Origin of the sequence: Burkholderia latens (assembly GCF_001718795.1) — a bacterium.
In the GTDB taxonomy this organism is placed as follows: domain Bacteria; phylum Pseudomonadota; class Gammaproteobacteria; order Burkholderiales; family Burkholderiaceae; genus Burkholderia; species Burkholderia latens_A.
Window position 1 is genome coordinate 13,638 of the sequence record NZ_CP013436.1, and the last position, 15,061, is coordinate 28,698.

Below are 15,061 nucleotides of genomic sequence, written 5' to 3' on the forward strand. Positions count from 1 at the left end.
GGGATGGCAACAAGCTGGTTGTTGGTTTTGATGGTGAGCGGATCGATGGCGATCGGTGATGGCGGGTACAAGTCCGAGGCGCTGTGTCAGCGCACGGGCACCGAAGCCGTGGCGCGCCTGGATCGCCACGAGGCGGAAGTGGAAAAGGCCAACACCAAGGTCTCGCCCGGTAGCACGGTGCAGTCGTATCGGGCGCGAAGCTGGTCCTATCAGTGCCTGCCGACCGACAAGGGATAGGCGAAAGGCGCACGGCGGGCACGACGCACGATGCAAACGGAGAAAAAGATGCAAGACGCAACCAATACGATGCTGTGCTGGAATCCGGATTCCGGCGAGGTAGCGCTGGTGCCGTGGCCCGATCCTGAGGGCTTGTCGCGCCCCTATGAGCGGTCCGCGCTGGCCTGCTACGCGGAAGTTCGTGACATGAGCGTGGCGCAACGGCAAACGCATGTGCTGTCCGGGGCGATCGGGCTGATCGTGCGCGACCACTGCAACCCGAGCGCGGTTCACGATGCCCTGCTGGGCCTCGTCGAGTATCGCGACAGCATCCCGCCGGACATGGGCGAGTCGTCCGCATAGCTCGACAGTGAATTGCAGCGACATCTGGATCCGCGTCGACCTGGATAGCCACTTTTGTGCGTCGTTTGAACACCTGTAGGGGGTCCATTCCCTACGAGCAAGGTGCTCATATGAACCGCGAAACGGTAACTGGTTGGCTGAACTTCATCGTCGCAGTGATGAGAGCAGGATGGTGGGCGTACCAGGTGATCGTCCTGATCGACCATCTGCCCCACTAAAGTTCCGCCCGCCCCGCGTGGGGCGGGCACTTTCGTACCCAATGGAGCGGCATGAACGGCGAGCAAACCTGGAACCGGCTGGACCTTGCGCAGGAGCAGCTCGAACTCGCGGTCACGTTGTTTCTCGAGCGACGCAGTTACGCAGCCGCCATCACGCTAGCCGGCGCCGCCGAGCGCGTGTTCGGCGACGCGCTGGCCGCCGGAAAGCAGCCGCACAACCTGGACCGGCAGTGGGAACAAATGGAGCCGCTCGCGCGTTGGCTCGCACCCTACGCGCCCCAGAAGAAGGCGGACCTTCGGATCGAACAGAACCGTGTGTTCGATGCGTTGCGCCATTGGGATCGCGCGCCGACGATCGAACTCGTCGCCGATCTCGAGGCGGCCGCCTGCTGGATGCTGGTGCGTGCGTTCGACAACGCGCAGCGGCTCGGCCGCACGGTCGCCGGTTACGACGCATTCAACGACTGGTTCGTCGAACACGTGGTCGGCATATAGTCTTCGACTTTGATTCACGGTCGACGACGCGTACGAGGTGCGCAGCGCGCCACGAAGGGCGAGAGCGCCTCCGCACGGACAAGGAGAGACGACTTGGGCAGCAAGCGATTTCGGAACAAGACGTGCGTGTATTGCGGGTTGGAGGGAGGCGCGAATACGGCCGACCATGTGATCGCGCGCGAGTTTTTTCTCATGGCCGGTCGCGACAACCTCCCGAAGGTGCCGGCCTGTCAAGAATGCAACACAGTGAAGTCGCGCCTCGAACACTACGTGCTGTCCGTTTTGCTCATGGGGAGCGTACACGATGATGCGATCGAGGCGCTCGCCACGCAGCTCGGTCCGCGACTTGCCAAAAATGACGCGTTGAGCCGCGCGCTGCTTATCGGGCAGCGCGATCGCTTTATCAGGCAACCTGACGGCAACTGGTCCACCGGGATGTCGGTGCCATTCGACGGCGAGAAGTTGGCCATCTTGTGCTGCTACATCGCGCTCGGGCTCGCCTGGCACCACTGGCATCTCCAGATTGCGCCGCTCGCGGTAGCGTCCGCGAACATGTTTACGGGAACGGGGCAGGCGACTTTCGAAGACCTGTTGGCGCGATGCGAGGCCGGCGGCCGAGTCGAGCACACGATCGGTAACGGCGTATTCGAGTACCGCGGCGTGTATCTGCGCACCAATCCGCGCATCACCTTATGGCAGATGAGGTTCTTTGGCGGAGTCGAGCTCGGCACGTATCGCCAACGAGGCCAGACGGCACGCAGCCTGTTCGTCGCGACCAACGACGACCCGGATTGGATCGCGGCACGAAACGCGCGACGTGTGCCGGGTCGCGCGCCGATTGGACTTGGTGCGGCAGACGACGAACGAGCCGCCTCGGCACCGACCGGACCCGCGTGATTTCGCCGCTGCCGCGTAGGATCGATCCAGACCACTACGGCAATCGCTTGATTTACATACATAACGAGGAAACCATCCATGATCGAAGTCCAGCGCCTGCAGGCCGGCGTCCTACTCGCAGGCCCGCATTACATGATCCAGCTGACCCCGGTCAGCTCGGCCGACTCGCTCGGTTCGCCAACCGTGAGTGTCAGTGTGCTGGCGCGCCCCGCGCTGACCGGGGATGATCGCAATGTGCGTCTGGAGGCGTACGACGTTCGGCATGAGTTCCGGTTGGTCGACATCGCGGTCGACCCGCATGAAATGCGCTGCCTGCGCATCGCGTACGAGCGTGCACCGGGGTTCCGCGAGGGCTTCACGCTGGCGCTCGAGGACGGCATGGCCGAGCAGCTGGCGGCCTATTTGCCGCGCATCGATCTGATCAGCCTGGTCGCAGTCGGTGTAGGCGACGCCGTCAAGCCGATGCTCGGCCGTGCGCCGGCGCCGCACGAGCAGGCGGTGATCGCTGACGTTGTGGCCAGCACGGTGCTCGACCAGAGCACGCCGGCACAGGCGATGGCGTTCGCGATGGGGTTCGGCAGTGAGTGCGTGTTTTCGGAGACTCGGGGCGACCATCCGGACTATGTCGCGCTCGGCGCCGCGCTGCGCACCCCCGCAATCGTCGCGATCCTGCAGGAAGGCCAGCGAGTCCGATGATGCGCTACCCGAACTGCGCCGCAGCGCCGATCGAGGAATATGCAACCGATCTGGAGGACATGATGTTTCGCAATTGGATGGCGAGGTTATCGTGCCTGATGGGAGTGCATCGCTGGGTCCAGCATACCCATTACCACTATATTCTGAATGACAGCGGGCTACACGCGTACCAGTGCGAACGGTGTGACAAGGTGCGCTCGTCGAATTTTCCGAGCCGATGAGAAAAGCGACCTTCCGAAACCGCCGGCCGTTGACCAAGGCAAAGCTGCTGCCGATCCCGGCTGCGGAACTGCGCCGGATCCAGCTGAAACATCACCTGGCGCTCGCCGCGCTGCGCGATGCGCACGCCGACGTCGCCCAGCTGGCGACGCTGCTGAATGCGATCTACCTCGCGTACTTCCTCGATCCGGTGGATCCGGAACCATTCCGGCGCGCCGAGGCGGCGATCCACGACTGCATCGACCGCGCCGAGCGCGGCGGTCCGAGTGTGCTGAGCGACCTCGAGCGCGCTGCGGTCGAGCACGCGCTTGCGCGCCTGGACGCGCAACTGGCCGCGGTGCCGATGCACCGCTACGTCGCGGCATTCGAGCAGCTGCAGCGCGCGACCACGGCCGAGGCGATCGCGTCACCCATCCCTGCAGGCTGAACCATGGCCAATCGTCCCCAGCAGCTGGCCCAGGTGCCGTTGCGCAGCTACAGCCGAACCGAATTCACGGCGCTGCGAGCGCGCGTGAAAGGCTTGCCGATCGAGACGATCGAGCGGCTGTACTTCGATCGCGATGCTGCCGAACCGGTTGACGTCGCGCAGTTGCTGCGCACCATGCGCGATGACCTGGTGGCGGCTGCGCTGCGCGACGGTTCGCCGGTATTGAAATCTCACCTGCAGGCGGCGATCGAGAAATACGGCGAGCCGCGCCTGACGCCCGTGTCGCTGCAGCTGATCGAGCAGGTCGCCGCGCAGTGGGCGATCGCGCTGCCGCAGGCCGAGCATCCCGTCGGCCGTTGGTTCCGCTCGATCGTCGCCGCGCGCCTGGAGGGCGAGGGCATCCACACGCTCGGCGAGCTCGTCGCGTTCGTGAACCGCCGCGGCGGGCAGTGGTGGCGATCGGTACCACGCATCGGTGTCGGCCGGGCGCGTGTGCTGGTTGCCTGGCTGCGGCGTCACGCGGCGCCGATCGGCGCCGCTGTCGAGGTCGACGTCGACGCCGGCGACGCGCTTGCGCCGACGTCCGCAGGCGTCACCGCCGGCGCTGGACAGCTGGCGCCGCTCGAGCGCCTCGCGCTGCCCGACGCGCTGTCCGGGGCGCACGGTGCGAACCGGGCGCCCGTATTCGCGTATCTGGGTGCCGCGCACGATCTGGATGCGGTGCGCGCGTACTTGCATCGATACGACGACCGACCCGCGACGCAGCGAGTCTACAAGAAGGAGCTCGAGCGGCTCGTGTTGTGGTGCGTGGCGGAGCGCAGCGTCGCGTTGTCGTCAATGCGCGTCGAGGATTGCGAGGCGTACAAGGCGTTTCTCGCGGCGCCGGGCGAGCGCTTTACGGGGCCGCCAGTCGCGCGCACGAGTCGCCAGTGGCGGCCATTCGCGCCGGGCGGCCTCGCACCGGAAAGCCAGCGCTACGCGGTGCGTGCGATTCGTGCGGCGTTCACGTGGCTGGTCGCCGTGCGGTATCTGGCCGGCAACCCGTGGGCGGCCGTCTCCGATCCTAGCGTCGTCAAGCGCGTGCGTAAGCTGCAGGTCGAGCGGGCGCTCCCGCTCAGCCTTTGGACGCGCGTCCGCGCGACGCTGGCCGAACGCGGCGAGCTGCAGGGCCCGAGCGGACCGCGCTGGCGCGCCGCGCGTGCGCTGTTGCTGCTGATGGGAGACGGCGGCCTGCGGATCGCCGAGGCGGCCGCGGTGACGCGTGCGGCGCTGGTCTGGATGCCGGCGGAGGACGACACGCCGGCCAGTTGGTTGCTCGAGGTGATCGGCAAGGGCAACAAGCAGCGTTACGTGCCGATCAGCGACGAGTGTGTCGACGCGCTGCGCGCGCACTGGCGCGATCGCGGCCAGGATCTCGACGAGGCCACCGCGACCAAGCCGCCCGGCTTGCCGCTGGTGGCGCCGCTGGTGATCCCGCCGACGCCGCGGGCCCTTGAGAAATTCGGTGAGCCCGTCGACACAACCGAAGAGGGGGCTGGCACCGCAACCGGAGCGGGCTACTCTGTACGCGGCGCGCGCGGACTCACGCAATGGGCGATCGCGCAACTGCTCGAGGTGATGGAGGATCTTTCCGAACCGGAGCGCCGTAAGCTGGCCAGCACATCGCCTCACGCATTTCGCCACACGGTCGGCACCCAGATGTTGGCTGCGGGCGTCGCGCTCGAGGTCGTACAGCGCACGCTCGGTCACGCGTCGCTCGGCACGACGTCGATCTACGTGTCGCCGGAAGAGGCGCGGATGCGCCGGGAGGCGGCGAAGTATCACGCGCGGCTGGCGGCTGGCGCGGCCAAGCGAGCGGGGTAACTCAGGGTAACGTCTGCCCGTTCCCGTATGCTCTTGGCGCAGGCTGCTGAGCCAGTACGCGACCGCAGTGGGTTCGCGCCGCGTGAATTCAAAATAACGAGGAGAAACCAATGAAACTGGATGCTCTGGAGGTGCTGGAAGGGTATTTCTGGCGGCCGGGTGATACCGAAACGCTGAGCGGCCGCCTGCGTATTTCCGAGGTGGGGAAGGGGGAGCTGGAATTGCTGGGCGCTTTTGACGGGTCGTTGGGCGCGTTCACCCCGGAGTCCGCCAACGTCGCCATGATTCATGGGTTGATCGAAGGCGGGGAGGTGACGCTTTACGATTGCTTCTATATCAAGCGAAGCTTGGGTATTGGCACGGTATCGCGTTCGAAGTTACGGGTGGGCCCGGTATTTCGTGGGGCACACCTCCCGGCGAAAGCCGACGTCCGTTTCAGTGAACTCGATCTGGCGATTTCGGGTTTGGGCGACTGGCTTCAAATTCGCGGGATCACATCGCGGCTCGAATTCGACGCTGCCAGCAATACGTTGAAGTCGGTGAGCGTCAGCTATATTCCACCACCGGTGATTCACGTGGTCGTGCCTGGCCTGCGCATCGGATTCGAATTCCGATGCACCGCGCCCTTTGGCGGTCAGTCGAGTGGCGCGGCCATCACGCAACAAGCGCGCATGACGATCGCGCCCGACGTACCGTTGCCGTTTGAGGCGCTGCTCGAGCAAGCCGGGCGCCTTGTCAACTTTCTGTCATTCGCGGCAGACGAAGTGCTGTCGATCGAGGCAATCGAGGCCCTTTCGCCGAACGCCACCATCGATTTGGACTCGGGGACCAAGCCTCTCCCGCTCAAGGTGTTTTTCGAGACCAGTACAGAGACGACGACAGTCGATCTCCATCGCCACACCATGCTGTTTGCTTATCCGGACGTGGCCGGCCAGTTGGCGCAGATGATGGCGGTCTGGCTCGAACGTCATGAGGTGCTGGCGCCGGCGTTCAATCTGTATTTCGGGGTTCGCTCAGGGCGGCATTCGTATCTGGAGAGCGCATTCCTGTCGATCGCGCAGGCGCTGGAGACGCTGCACGATCGAACAACCGACGCGACGCTCGAGTCGCCGGAGGAATTTGCGAAGCGGGTCGAGCGGATCATGGCCGGTTGCCCGCAAGAGTATCAGGAATGGCTCGCCGAGGAACTCGCCTACGCCAACAAACCGACGCTGCGCAACCGGTTGAAAGCCATGCTGAAACCTTTCGCGGGACATTTCGGCAACGCGGAGGCCCGAAAGAAGTTCATCGACAGGGCGGTCGATACGCGAAACTACCTCACCCATTACGATCCCCGGCTGGCCGAGCGCGCGGCGCAGGGCGTGGAGATCTATTATCTGACGACGAAGCTCGAGGCACTGTTTCAACTGCAGCTGCTGTCGATGGTCGGTGTCACGGATGCACAAATCGCCGCGCTGGTCACGTCGAATCAAAAACTGCGCCACCGACTCGGGATGGTGGGAAGCTGAGTCATCGGAAACCCAATCGAGGCGTGATGATTGAGATGACGCCGACTGTCCCGGGTGCAGCCAAGTATCATGCCCGACTGACGCGTCAGACCTGACCGCGAACCACCTCGTCGTTGAGTCATGGAACACACCAAGCACAAGCCCGAGCCCGTTCAACAAGGAAACCCGCACCAGCTGACGCGAAAGCAGCACATTTTCCCGCGGGCGAGCATTGAGCGGTTCCGCAACCGGAACGCAGGGATCACCGCGATCCATGTCGCTTTGAATCGTCGCATCGCCAACGTCGACGCAAGCGACAAGCTCTTTTGCGCCAACCATGTTTGGGATCAGCGGGCCGAAGGGGGATTCGGCGCAAACATTGAGCGCGATTTTCAATCCCTCGCAGAGCGGCTGATAGCGGGCGACACGCGGTGGCTGAGCTTGAATCATCGGCTCATCACGCGGTTCTACGCGCTATGGGAAGGGCGAGCGCGATACGCCGATAAGCCCGAGCCCGCGGTCAAGTTCGATGCGGGCCGGGGCACGCCAGGCATGGCCAAGGACCTAAAGGAGCGCATGGAGGCGTGCCATACGTCCTACATTGATGAAACCAACTCGCTGCCGAGTCGTAAGCGCTAAATTCAGCACACCGAATGGAGAATCATTTTCAACTGATGGGCGAGCATAGCCGCATCGCGACGGCCGAGGTTGACCGGCGATGTCCGCAACTGAGGTTCGGTAGAGTACGCCGGCGCGATGGCCGGGCCGCGCTCGCTGTGTCAGCTCACGCTCGCCTCGGTATCGGTTTGCCGCTTCGCGTAGTTAAACGGCAGCAGATCGCTGATGTCCGCGTCAGGGGCACGTTGCGGCAATTCGGTCAGCACATGCAGCAGCCAAGCGTGCGGTTCGACGCCGCAGGCGCGGCACGTGAGCATCATGCTGTAGACCATCGCGCTCGCCTTCGCGCCAGCCTCCGTGTCGCTGAACAGCCACGATTTTCTCGCAGTTGCAAACGGCCTGATGTCGCGCTCGATGACGTTGTTATCAAGCGGCAGACGGCCGTCATCAACGTAGCGGATCAGATACTGCCATTGCCGACGGCAGTAACCGATCGCTTCGCCGAGCAAGCTCTGCGGCAGAACTTTCGGTGCCAGCTCGTCAAGCCAGGTCTTGAAGGCGCTCAACAGCGGCATGCTGTGCTGCTGCCGCAGGCGATACCGGTAATCGGTCAGCGTTTCGCCTTCAGGCAGCGTTTGCTTCGCGAGCGCCTCGACCTGATACAGCGCCTGGAAGAACTCGAGCGCCTTCGTGATGCGGGGACTCGGCTTGTTCTTCTGGCCCTTGAGCGCGTCCGTAAACAGCCTCCTCGCGTGCGCGAGGCATCCGAGGTGCGTCGCCGTCTTGATCGTGCGCCAGGCAGGCCAGCCGTCCGTCATCAGCGTGCCGGCGTAGTCTCCGAGGAACGCACGCGGATGTTCCCCACCGCGTCCAGGTTGATACTCGAACGTATGCGGTCCACGAACGACGCCCCACAGAGTGAGGTGGCGAAGCGCGTGATGTGTGGTAGCGCTGCCGATCAGCGGAGGTGGGTGGGCATCTTCCAGGGAAGCAGCGCGTCGTAATCATCGGCGGTCTTCGCCAGGGGCAGACGCTGGAACAGCCAGGTGAGGTATCGGTACGGATCGATGCCATTGGCCTTGCAGGTCTCGACGAGCGTATAGAGATTGGCGCTCGCGTTCGCACCGTCGACGGTGTCGGAGAACAACCAGCCGCGGCGCCCGACGCAGAACGGGCGAATCGCGTTTTCGCAGGGATTGTTGCTGATCGGCAGGCTGCCGTTCTCGACGTAGCGGATCAGCTTCGGCCACTGCTCGCGCAGATAGGTCAACCCCTTGCCAAGCAAGCTTTTCGGTACGACGCCGGGAGACTGTTCGAGCATCAGCGCGTGGATGATGTCGAGTACGCGTGCGCTGTATCGTCGTCGCAACCGCTGCCGTCGTTCCGCCGTCCACGCCTCACTCCGGGATTCCGCCGCGAACAGCTTGCCGATCAATTTGATGAAGCGCGTCGCGAGCAGCTCGGGCGAGCGTGCAGCCTTCGGCACGTTCTCTTCCGCCTTGACGAAGTACCGTCTCACGTGAACCCAGCATCCAAGGTGCACGAGTTGGTGACGTTGTGCGATGTCGTTGTAGGGCTCGTAGCCGTCGGTCATCATGACCGCGCCTTCGCGGATCCCGGTGAACAGCTTGTCGGCCAGCTTGGTACCGCGCCCCGGCGTATAGGTGAAGCAGCGGATGGGGACGCCCGAACCGGTCATTTGCGCCCAGAGGTAACTCTTCGTTTGAGGTCGTCGGCCTTCCTCCTTCAGCACCTGGAGCGTCGTCTCGTCGCAGTAGATCAGCGCGGCATCGAGCAACGCATCGCGCATCAGGTTGATCACGGGCTGCGTTGCGAGGCCGACGCGCACCATGCTGGCGGCGATCGTGTTCGAGGAGATGTCGCCGCCGAAGCGCCGCAGCAGACCTGCCTGGCGATACAGCGGCATACCGAACTGATACTTGCCGGTGGCAATCCACGCGAGCGCCGATTCGCTCAACAGTCCGCGCGGGATGATGCGCGGCGGCGCTGGCGTGACCTTGATGCCGAGATCGCAGCACGGACACGCATATTTGACGCGCTGGTGCTGGATCACACGAAGCTGTTCCGGAATCACGTCGAGCTGCTCGCTGATCTCCACGCCAAACTCGACGAGTGCGTGCCCGTCGTGCGCGCAGAAGCGTTCGGCTTCGGGCAGTTCGTGTCGCACAACGTCGCGCGGCAGATTCGGATCGAGCGGCTTGCGATGGCCGCGCTTCTTGCGCGCGTGAGCGGCAACCGTCGTTTCCGGAGTCTCTTCCTGCGCGGGCGTCGCGTTCGTACCGAGCGCCTCGGCTTCGTTGAACAGGCCGAACTGTTCCGAGTCTCGCGCTTCGCTCTTTGCGCCGAACAGCTCGCGACGGTAGGCTCGGAGTCGTTCCTCGGCGAGATCGCGTTCCGCCGTCACGAGACGCAGCACGCCGCGTAGTTCATCTCGCTCTTGCCGAAGTGCTGCGTGCTGCTCGCGTATTGCGAGCAGTTCCTTCAGTTCGTCGGCGGAGAGGGTGACCTGGATCGGCATGCCGGTTAGACTAGCATGCCGATGGCGTGTTCAGCTCACGCGCAGATATTCCTGCTTCGGATGCCGTCGAATCGCAGTGATGTCATCGCCGTCGAGCAACGCGTGTAATACGTCGGTCGTCATCGTCACGACCTCGGCCTTGTTGTCGGGCCAGATGAAGCGGCTCGTCTCCAATCGTTTCATCAGAAGCCAGAAACCACTACCATCCCAGCCAAGGATCTTGATCCGGTCACGACGCCGGTTTCCGAAGATGTAAAGCGACGAGTCCATCGGATTCAGGCGCATCGACTGTTCGACGAGAATCGACAGGCTGTTCATGCCGTAGCGGAAGTCGACAGGATCGCGATGCAGATACACCTTCAGTTTGTCGTCGAACCGGAACACGGCATCCTCCCCAGGATCTGAACCAGGGTCGTCAGTTCGTCGATGGTCGCGATGGCCTTGCCCAGCTCGAGTTCGACACCGTTCGACAAACGCACCTGGAGCGCGAGCGTCATCGACAACCGTGGCGAAGTCGATGCCGGCGGTGACAGGGGCACGGGTGCGGCAGAGGAAACGACCGGCAAGAACGCCGGTGGGGGACTCATATCCACTGGACTTCTGACTCTCGGCCCGGGGGCGTCGATCGAGACGCCATCGATTACCATCAGGTCCGGATCTCTTGACGCCTGCAGCATCTGCTGCTGATAGCGCGAGATCCAGCGACGCAACTGGTTCGGATTGACGTCGTGATCCATGGCCGCTCGGGCAATCGATACGCCAGGCTTCAGGCAAAGCTCGACCAGCTCTTGTACGGCCGCCTCATCAAATTCACGTCGGCCATCCCGTCTGCGGCCAATTACCAGTCTGCTTCGAAGGTCTTGTTTCTCGGTCATCACGGTCTGAGTGCATGTGTCCACGCGGACACTTAGCTTCTGACCTTCTGCCCTTCATTGGAAGGGCGTCGTTCGTGGACCGCATACACTCGAACAGCACGACCGGTTGTTCGCTATCTGCGGCGCTCCTGTAGACCCACATGTACGACGTGTCCTGCGCCTTTCGATCCTTTTCCTTGAGCACCTGGACCGTGGTCTCGTCGCCGTGGATCAACCACTGGCTGCGCAGAATCTGCTTGAGGGCATCATAGATCCGCTTGTAATGCAGTTCGGCGGGGCGGATGATCCAGTTCGCCAGCGTGCCGCGGCTGACCGCAATGTTCGAGCGCGCGAGCACATCCTCCATCCGGTACAGGGGCGTGCCGTCGACGTACTTGCCTGCCGTGACGGCTGCGACCATCGACGCACTGGCATGACTGCCCGGCAGGGGTTGCGCCGGCATCGGCGCGACCACGATTGGCGTACGCACACCGTGACGTTCGCAGTGCCTGCACGCATATTTGGCACGCGCGTGCTGCAGCACCGACACCTTGACCTCCATGTGCAGTTGCTCGCTGACGTCCTCGCCCATGCGATGCAGGGCCTTGCCGCAGCACGGGCAGCTCTTCCGGTCTTCGGGCAGATCGTACTCGATGCGCTCGCGCGGCAGATCCGCAGGCAGCGGCTTGCGGCCTCGCTTGCCGGGTGCGGGCTTGTCGAGTTCCGGCAACCCGGTGTCCGGCAGCGAAGGCACGTCACTGTCGTCCCCGTCGACCGGCTCGGTATCGGCCGCCTGCTCGGCCTCGTTGAACACGCGATTCTTGCGCTTCTCGCTCTTCGGCGCGTACTGCCGGGCCAGCGCGAGACGATATTGCTCTTCCAGCGCATCCAGGCGCCTGGTCAGTTCGTCGATCCTGGCGTCGCGTTCGGCGAGACCGGTTTCGAGTTCGTGGATGTAGGCCTTGGCGGCCCGCGGCAATCGGGAGAGATTGGCTTTCATGCGCTTCACGATAGCGAAGCGCGGCGCCGCACAGGTTTACGCAGATGTGTAACAGTCGGGGCGGCCGTTGTTGATCAACAACGTTCGCGATACCGCGCCTCAACTCGCGAAGCAGTACTGTCGGGCGGGATGCGGACGCAGCGCGTCGAGATCGATGCCATCGAGCAGCAGATGGAGCTGGTCGACCGTGAGTTCGATCACGGCCTGTTGACGACGGGGCCAGGCGAAACGATCCACCTCGAGCCGTTTCAACATCAGCCAGAAGCCGGCCCGATCGTAGAGCAGCAGCTTTACACGATCCCGTTTCCTGTTGTGGAATCCGAAGACGGCTCGTGCGAGCGGATCGAGCTGCATCGACTGTTCAACCATCGTCACCAGCGTATTCAGTCCGGCCCGGAAGTCGATCGGCTCACGATGCAGGTAGATCCGCAGGTCGTGGTCGAAGCGGAACATCAACCCGCTCCCAACGCGACGATCATCGCCTTGACCAGGGGCGCGTCCTGCACCGAGCATTCCAGATCAATCGCGACGCCATTGGGCAAGCGTACCGACAGGCGCGCTTGCGGCGGCGCCGACATTGAGGGTGACTCCCGACGCACCGGCAACGACTCCGTAGGTGATGCCGCCGGTGGCGACGCGCTCGCGATCGCCACCACCGGAACAAACGTCGAAGGTTCGGCTTCGATCGTCCGTGCCGGCCCCGCCACTATGCTTGCCTTGCGGTGTTGATGTCCACGCAGAACTGACCCACCTGAGGCTGTAGTTTTCATCGAATTTTGACCCACGTGATTGAATGCCCTGCTCAATCTTTGAGCAGGGGATACAGAGGTGATCACGGTGGGCATATTGGCCAAGATCAGGCGGATGTATTTCCGCGAGAAGGTCCCGCTGCGCGAGATTGCGAGGCGCACGGGCCTGTCCCGGAACACGGTGCGCAGCTGGCTTCGGCAGACGGATGCCGTTGAGCCGAAGTACCCGAAGCGCGTCAGCCCGAGCGTCGTCGACGAGTGGGCCGCGCAACTGACGGGCTGGCTGCGGGCAGACAGTCATCGCCCGAAGCGTGACCGGCGCACGGCCCGGTTCATGTTCGAGGCCATCCGCGGCGAGGGCTATGCCGGCAGCTACGGCCGCGTCAGCGCCTTCGTGAGACGCTGGCACGAGGAGCAGGCTGCAGCACCGCGCAGGAAGGCCTATGTACCGCTGGCCTTCGAACCCGGCGAAGCCTTCCAGTTTGACTGGAGCTGCGAATACGCCTTCATCGGCGGGTTGCGGCGACGCCTGGAGGTCGCCCACGTCAAGCTCAATGCCAGCCGGGCGTTCTGGCTGGTCGCCTATCCGACCCAGAGTCACGAGATGCTGTTCGATGCGCACGCCCGCGCATTCGCCGCGTTCGGCGGCGTGCCGCGCCGCGGCATCTACGACAACATGAAGACCGCCGTGGACAAGGTCGGCCGCGGCAAGGAGCGCGCGGTCAACGCCCGCTTCGAGGCAATGTGCGGCCATTACCTGTTCGAGCCGGAATTCTGCAACCGTGCCGCCGGCTGGGAGAAGGGCATCGTTGAGAAGAACGTGCAGGACCGGCGCCGCCAGATCTGGCACGAGGCTGCGCTACGACGCTGGGAAACGCTGGAGCTTCTGAACGAATGGGTCGCGGGCCAGTGTCGTCAGGCCTGGCAGATGCGGCACCCGCAGTGGCCCGAGCTGACGGTCGAGGACGTGCTGCAGGACGAGCGCACCAGGCTGATGCCCAATCCACGCCCGTTCGACGGCTATGTCGAGCAGACGCTGCGGGTGTCGTCGACCAGCCTCATCCACTTCCAGCGCAACCGCTACAGCGTGCCCACCGAGTACACGAACCAGCTGGTGAGCGTGCGCTGCTATCCGGCATATCTCAGCGTCGTCGCCGACGCCCAGGAGATCGCACGCCACGAACGCAGCTTCGAGCGGCACATGACCTTCTACGACTGGCGCCATTACATCACGCTGGTTGAGCGCAAACCCGGCGCGTTGCGCAACGGCGCTCCGTTCGTCACGATGCCACAGCCGCTGCAGCAGTTGCAGCGGCACCTACTGAAGCACCCGGGAGGCGATCGCATCATGACGCAGGTGCTCGCCGCGGTGCGCGAACACGGACTCGATGCCGTGCTGCTTGCCGTGCAGGCAGCGCTGGACTCGGGACGCCCCAGTGGGGAGCACGTTCTGAACGTGCTGAGCCGGTTGAAGGCACCCACCACGAGCACCAACCTCGCGACGACGAAACTCCAGCTTACCGAAGAGCCGGCCGCCGACGTGAGCCGCTACGAAACCCTGCGCGCCAACCCACCGGAGGACCGTCATGTCTAACGACATCGCCGCCCAACTCAAGGGGCTCAAACTGCATGGTATGGCGAGCACCTGGCCAGAGCTGCTGGCGCAGTCGCGTCACACGGAGTTCGCCCCGGAGCGCTTCATGAAGCAACTGCTGATGGCTGAGACGGCGGAGCGACAGGTGCGCTCGATCGCCTACCAGATGACCGCCGCTCGCTTCCCGGCTCACCGCGACCTGAAGGGCTTCGACTTCGCGCAGGCACACGTCGACGAAGCGCTGGTTCGAGAACTCAGTGACCTGTCGTTCCTCGCAGGCGCACACAACGTCGTGTTCATCGGTGGCCCCGGCACCGGCAAAACGCACCTCGCCTCAGCGATCGGAATTGAGGCCGTGCAGCGCCACGGCAAGCGCGTGCGTTACTTCTCGACCGTCGAGCTGACCAACGCACTGGAGCAGGAGAAGTCCATCGGAAAACAAGGCCAGATCGCCCATAAGCTGATGTACGTCGACCTGGTGATCCTCGACGAACTGGGCTACCTGCCGTTCAGCCAGACCGGTGGCGCATTGCTGTTCCACTTGCTCTCGAAGCTGTATGAACACACGAGTGTCGTGATCACCACCAACCTCAGCTTCGGCGAGTGGGCGACCGTGTTCGGGGACGCAAAGATGACGACGGCGCTGCTGGACCGCGTCACCCATCACTGCCACATCGTCGAAACGGGCAATGAATCCTGGCGCTTCAAGTCCAGTTCTGCCAAGGCGAAGACAACCAGAAAGAGAGCAGCAAAAGCAGCAGGCAGTGAGGAGTTATCCACACCGGAATAGATGTACTACGCTGTCTCGGGGTGGGTCAGATTTAGA

17 protein-coding genes and 1 pseudogene are annotated in these 15,061 nt (G+C 63.7%); 11 read left to right on the plus strand and 7 right to left on the minus strand.

Annotated features, from left to right (window positions below; all coding sequences use genetic code 11):
* The first annotated feature begins 3 nt into the window (after positions 1–3).
* The 9 genes from WK25_RS15535 (at position 4) to WK25_RS15575 (ending at position 7,520) form a co-directional block, all read left to right on the plus strand.
* Positions 4–237, plus strand: coding sequence for a hypothetical protein (locus tag WK25_RS15535; RefSeq protein ID WP_156789039.1), 234 nt, complete (start codon positions 4–6; stop codon positions 235–237).
* 48 nt (positions 238–285) lie between these two features.
* Entirely contained in the window at positions 286–579 is a 294-nt protein-coding gene (locus WK25_RS31265; RefSeq protein WP_156789040.1) for a hypothetical protein, read from the plus strand.
* 269 nt (positions 580–848) lie between these two features.
* Positions 849–1,292 (plus strand): hypothetical protein, encoded by a 444-nt coding sequence (locus WK25_RS15540; RefSeq protein WP_069242027.1) that lies wholly within the window; start codon positions 849–851, stop codon positions 1,290–1,292.
* Positions 1,293–1,385: 93 nt separating this feature from the next.
* Positions 1,386–2,189, plus strand: coding sequence for an HNH endonuclease (locus tag WK25_RS15545; protein WP_156789041.1), 804 nt, complete (start codon positions 1,386–1,388; stop codon positions 2,187–2,189).
* 78 nt (positions 2,190–2,267) lie between these two features.
* Positions 2,268–2,885: a hypothetical protein gene (locus tag WK25_RS15550; RefSeq protein ID WP_069242029.1), complete on the plus strand. Its 618-nt coding sequence runs from the start codon at positions 2,268–2,270 to the stop codon at positions 2,883–2,885.
* Between the two features lie 250 nt (positions 2,886–3,135).
* On the plus strand, positions 3,136–3,531 hold the full coding sequence (locus WK25_RS15560) for a hypothetical protein (protein WP_226209488.1): 396 nt from the start codon (positions 3,136–3,138) through the stop codon (positions 3,529–3,531).
* A 3-nt stretch (positions 3,532–3,534) separates the two neighbouring features.
* Entirely contained in the window at positions 3,535–5,394 is a 1,860-nt protein-coding gene (locus WK25_RS15565; RefSeq protein WP_069242032.1) for a phage integrase family protein, read from the plus strand.
* A 110-nt stretch (positions 5,395–5,504) separates the two neighbouring features.
* A complete protein-coding gene (locus WK25_RS15570) occupies positions 5,505–6,902 on the plus strand; it encodes a HEPN domain-containing protein (protein WP_069242033.1) in 1,398 nt (465 codons plus the stop codon).
* A 120-nt stretch (positions 6,903–7,022) separates the two neighbouring features.
* A complete protein-coding gene (locus WK25_RS15575; protein ID WP_226209491.1) occupies positions 7,023–7,520 on the plus strand; it encodes a hypothetical protein in 498 nt (165 codons plus the stop codon).
* 140 nt (positions 7,521–7,660) lie between these two features.
* Here the strand turns inward: WK25_RS15575 and tnpC (WK25_RS15580) are convergent, their stop codons facing one another.
* From tnpC (WK25_RS15580) to WK25_RS32345, 7 genes and pseudogenes are all read right to left on the minus strand, one after another.
* Positions 7,661–8,485, minus strand: a complete 825-nt coding sequence (tnpC, locus tag WK25_RS15580) for an IS66 family transposase (protein ID WP_413464114.1) — start codon at positions 8,483–8,485, stop codon at positions 7,661–7,663.
* On the minus strand, positions 8,458–10,038 hold the full coding sequence (gene tnpC / locus WK25_RS15585; protein ID WP_069240766.1) for an IS66 family transposase: 1,581 nt from the start codon (positions 10,036–10,038) through the stop codon (positions 8,458–8,460). Before tnpC (WK25_RS15585) ends, tnpC (WK25_RS15580) begins: the two co-directional genes overlap by 28 nt.
* A gap of 30 nt (positions 10,039–10,068) precedes the next feature.
* The gene (gene tnpB, locus WK25_RS15590; RefSeq protein WP_059760883.1) at positions 10,069–10,422 is read right to left on the minus strand and encodes an IS66 family insertion sequence element accessory protein TnpB; all 354 of its coding nucleotides are present in this window, start codon (positions 10,420–10,422) and stop codon (positions 10,069–10,071) included.
* Complete coding sequence (locus WK25_RS30505; protein ID WP_083252996.1) at positions 10,398–10,913, minus strand: transposase; 516 nt, start codon at positions 10,911–10,913, stop codon at positions 10,398–10,400. Before WK25_RS30505 ends, tnpB (WK25_RS15590) begins: the two co-directional genes overlap by 25 nt.
* Before the next feature lie 52 nt (positions 10,914–10,965).
* Positions 10,966–11,892, minus strand: a pseudogene (gene tnpC, locus WK25_RS15600) (IS66 family transposase); the annotation flags it as partial.
* A 99-nt stretch (positions 11,893–11,991) separates the two neighbouring features.
* Positions 11,992–12,345, minus strand: a complete 354-nt coding sequence (tnpB, locus tag WK25_RS15605) for an IS66 family insertion sequence element accessory protein TnpB (protein WP_027821151.1) — start codon at positions 12,343–12,345, stop codon at positions 11,992–11,994.
* Positions 12,345–12,470 carry a hypothetical protein gene (locus WK25_RS32345; protein ID WP_335622157.1) on the minus strand — a complete coding sequence of 42 codons (126 nt, stop codon included), beginning with the start codon at positions 12,468–12,470 and terminating at the stop codon, positions 12,345–12,347. The genes tnpB (WK25_RS15605) and WK25_RS32345 overlap by 1 nt, the downstream gene beginning before the upstream one ends.
* Positions 12,471–12,756: 286 nt before the next feature.
* On the opposite strand from WK25_RS32345, the gene istA reads away from it, so the two are divergent.
* Both istA and istB read left to right on the plus strand, forming a co-directional pair.
* Positions 12,757–14,235 (plus strand): IS21 family transposase, encoded by a 1,479-nt coding sequence (gene istA / locus WK25_RS15615; RefSeq protein WP_249181359.1) that lies wholly within the window; start codon positions 12,757–12,759, stop codon positions 14,233–14,235.
* Positions 14,228–15,025 carry an IS21-like element helper ATPase IstB gene (gene istB, locus WK25_RS15620; RefSeq protein WP_069240801.1) on the plus strand — a complete coding sequence of 266 codons (798 nt, stop codon included), beginning with the start codon at positions 14,228–14,230 and terminating at the stop codon, positions 15,023–15,025. Before istA ends, istB begins: the two co-directional genes overlap by 8 nt.
* The last annotated feature ends 36 nt before the right edge of the window (positions 15,026–15,061 follow it).

What these genes read in the sequence shown, in the direction of transcription:
- WK25_RS15535 (WP_156789039.1), top strand. Translation starts at nt 4, where the DNA reads ATGGCAACAAGCTGGTTGTTGGTTTTGATGGTGAGCGGATCGATGGCG.
- WK25_RS31265 (WP_156789040.1), top strand. Translation starts at nt 286, where the DNA reads ATGCAAGACGCAACCAATACGATGCTGTGCTGGAATCCGGATTCCGGC.
- WK25_RS15540 (WP_069242027.1), top strand. Translation starts at nt 849, where the DNA reads ATGAACGGCGAGCAAACCTGGAACCGGCTGGACCTTGCGCAGGAGCAG.
- WK25_RS15550 (WP_069242029.1), top strand. Translation starts at nt 2,268, where the DNA reads ATGATCGAAGTCCAGCGCCTGCAGGCCGGCGTCCTACTCGCAGGCCCG.
- WK25_RS15565 (WP_069242032.1), top strand. Translation starts at nt 3,535, where the DNA reads ATGGCCAATCGTCCCCAGCAGCTGGCCCAGGTGCCGTTGCGCAGCTAC.
- WK25_RS15570 (WP_069242033.1), top strand. Translation starts at nt 5,505, where the DNA reads ATGAAACTGGATGCTCTGGAGGTGCTGGAAGGGTATTTCTGGCGGCCG.
- WK25_RS15575 (WP_226209491.1), top strand. Translation starts at nt 7,023, where the DNA reads ATGGAACACACCAAGCACAAGCCCGAGCCCGTTCAACAAGGAAACCCG.
- tnpC (WP_069240766.1), bottom strand. Translation starts at nt 10,038, where the DNA reads ATGCCGATCCAGGTCACCCTCTCCGCCGACGAACTGAAGGAACTGCTC.
- WK25_RS30505 (WP_083252996.1), bottom strand. Translation starts at nt 10,913, where the DNA reads ATGACCGAGAAACAAGACCTTCGAAGCAGACTGGTAATTGGCCGCAGA.
- tnpB (WP_027821151.1), bottom strand. Translation starts at nt 12,345, where the DNA reads ATGTTCCGCTTCGACCACGACCTGCGGATCTACCTGCATCGTGAGCCG.
- WK25_RS32345 (WP_335622157.1), bottom strand. Translation starts at nt 12,470, where the DNA reads ATGTCGGCGCCGCCGCAAGCGCGCCTGTCGGTACGCTTGCCCAATGGC.
- istA (WP_249181359.1), top strand. Translation starts at nt 12,757, where the DNA reads ATGTATTTCCGCGAGAAGGTCCCGCTGCGCGAGATTGCGAGGCGCACG.
- istB (WP_069240801.1), top strand. Translation starts at nt 14,228, where the DNA reads ATGTCTAACGACATCGCCGCCCAACTCAAGGGGCTCAAACTGCATGGT.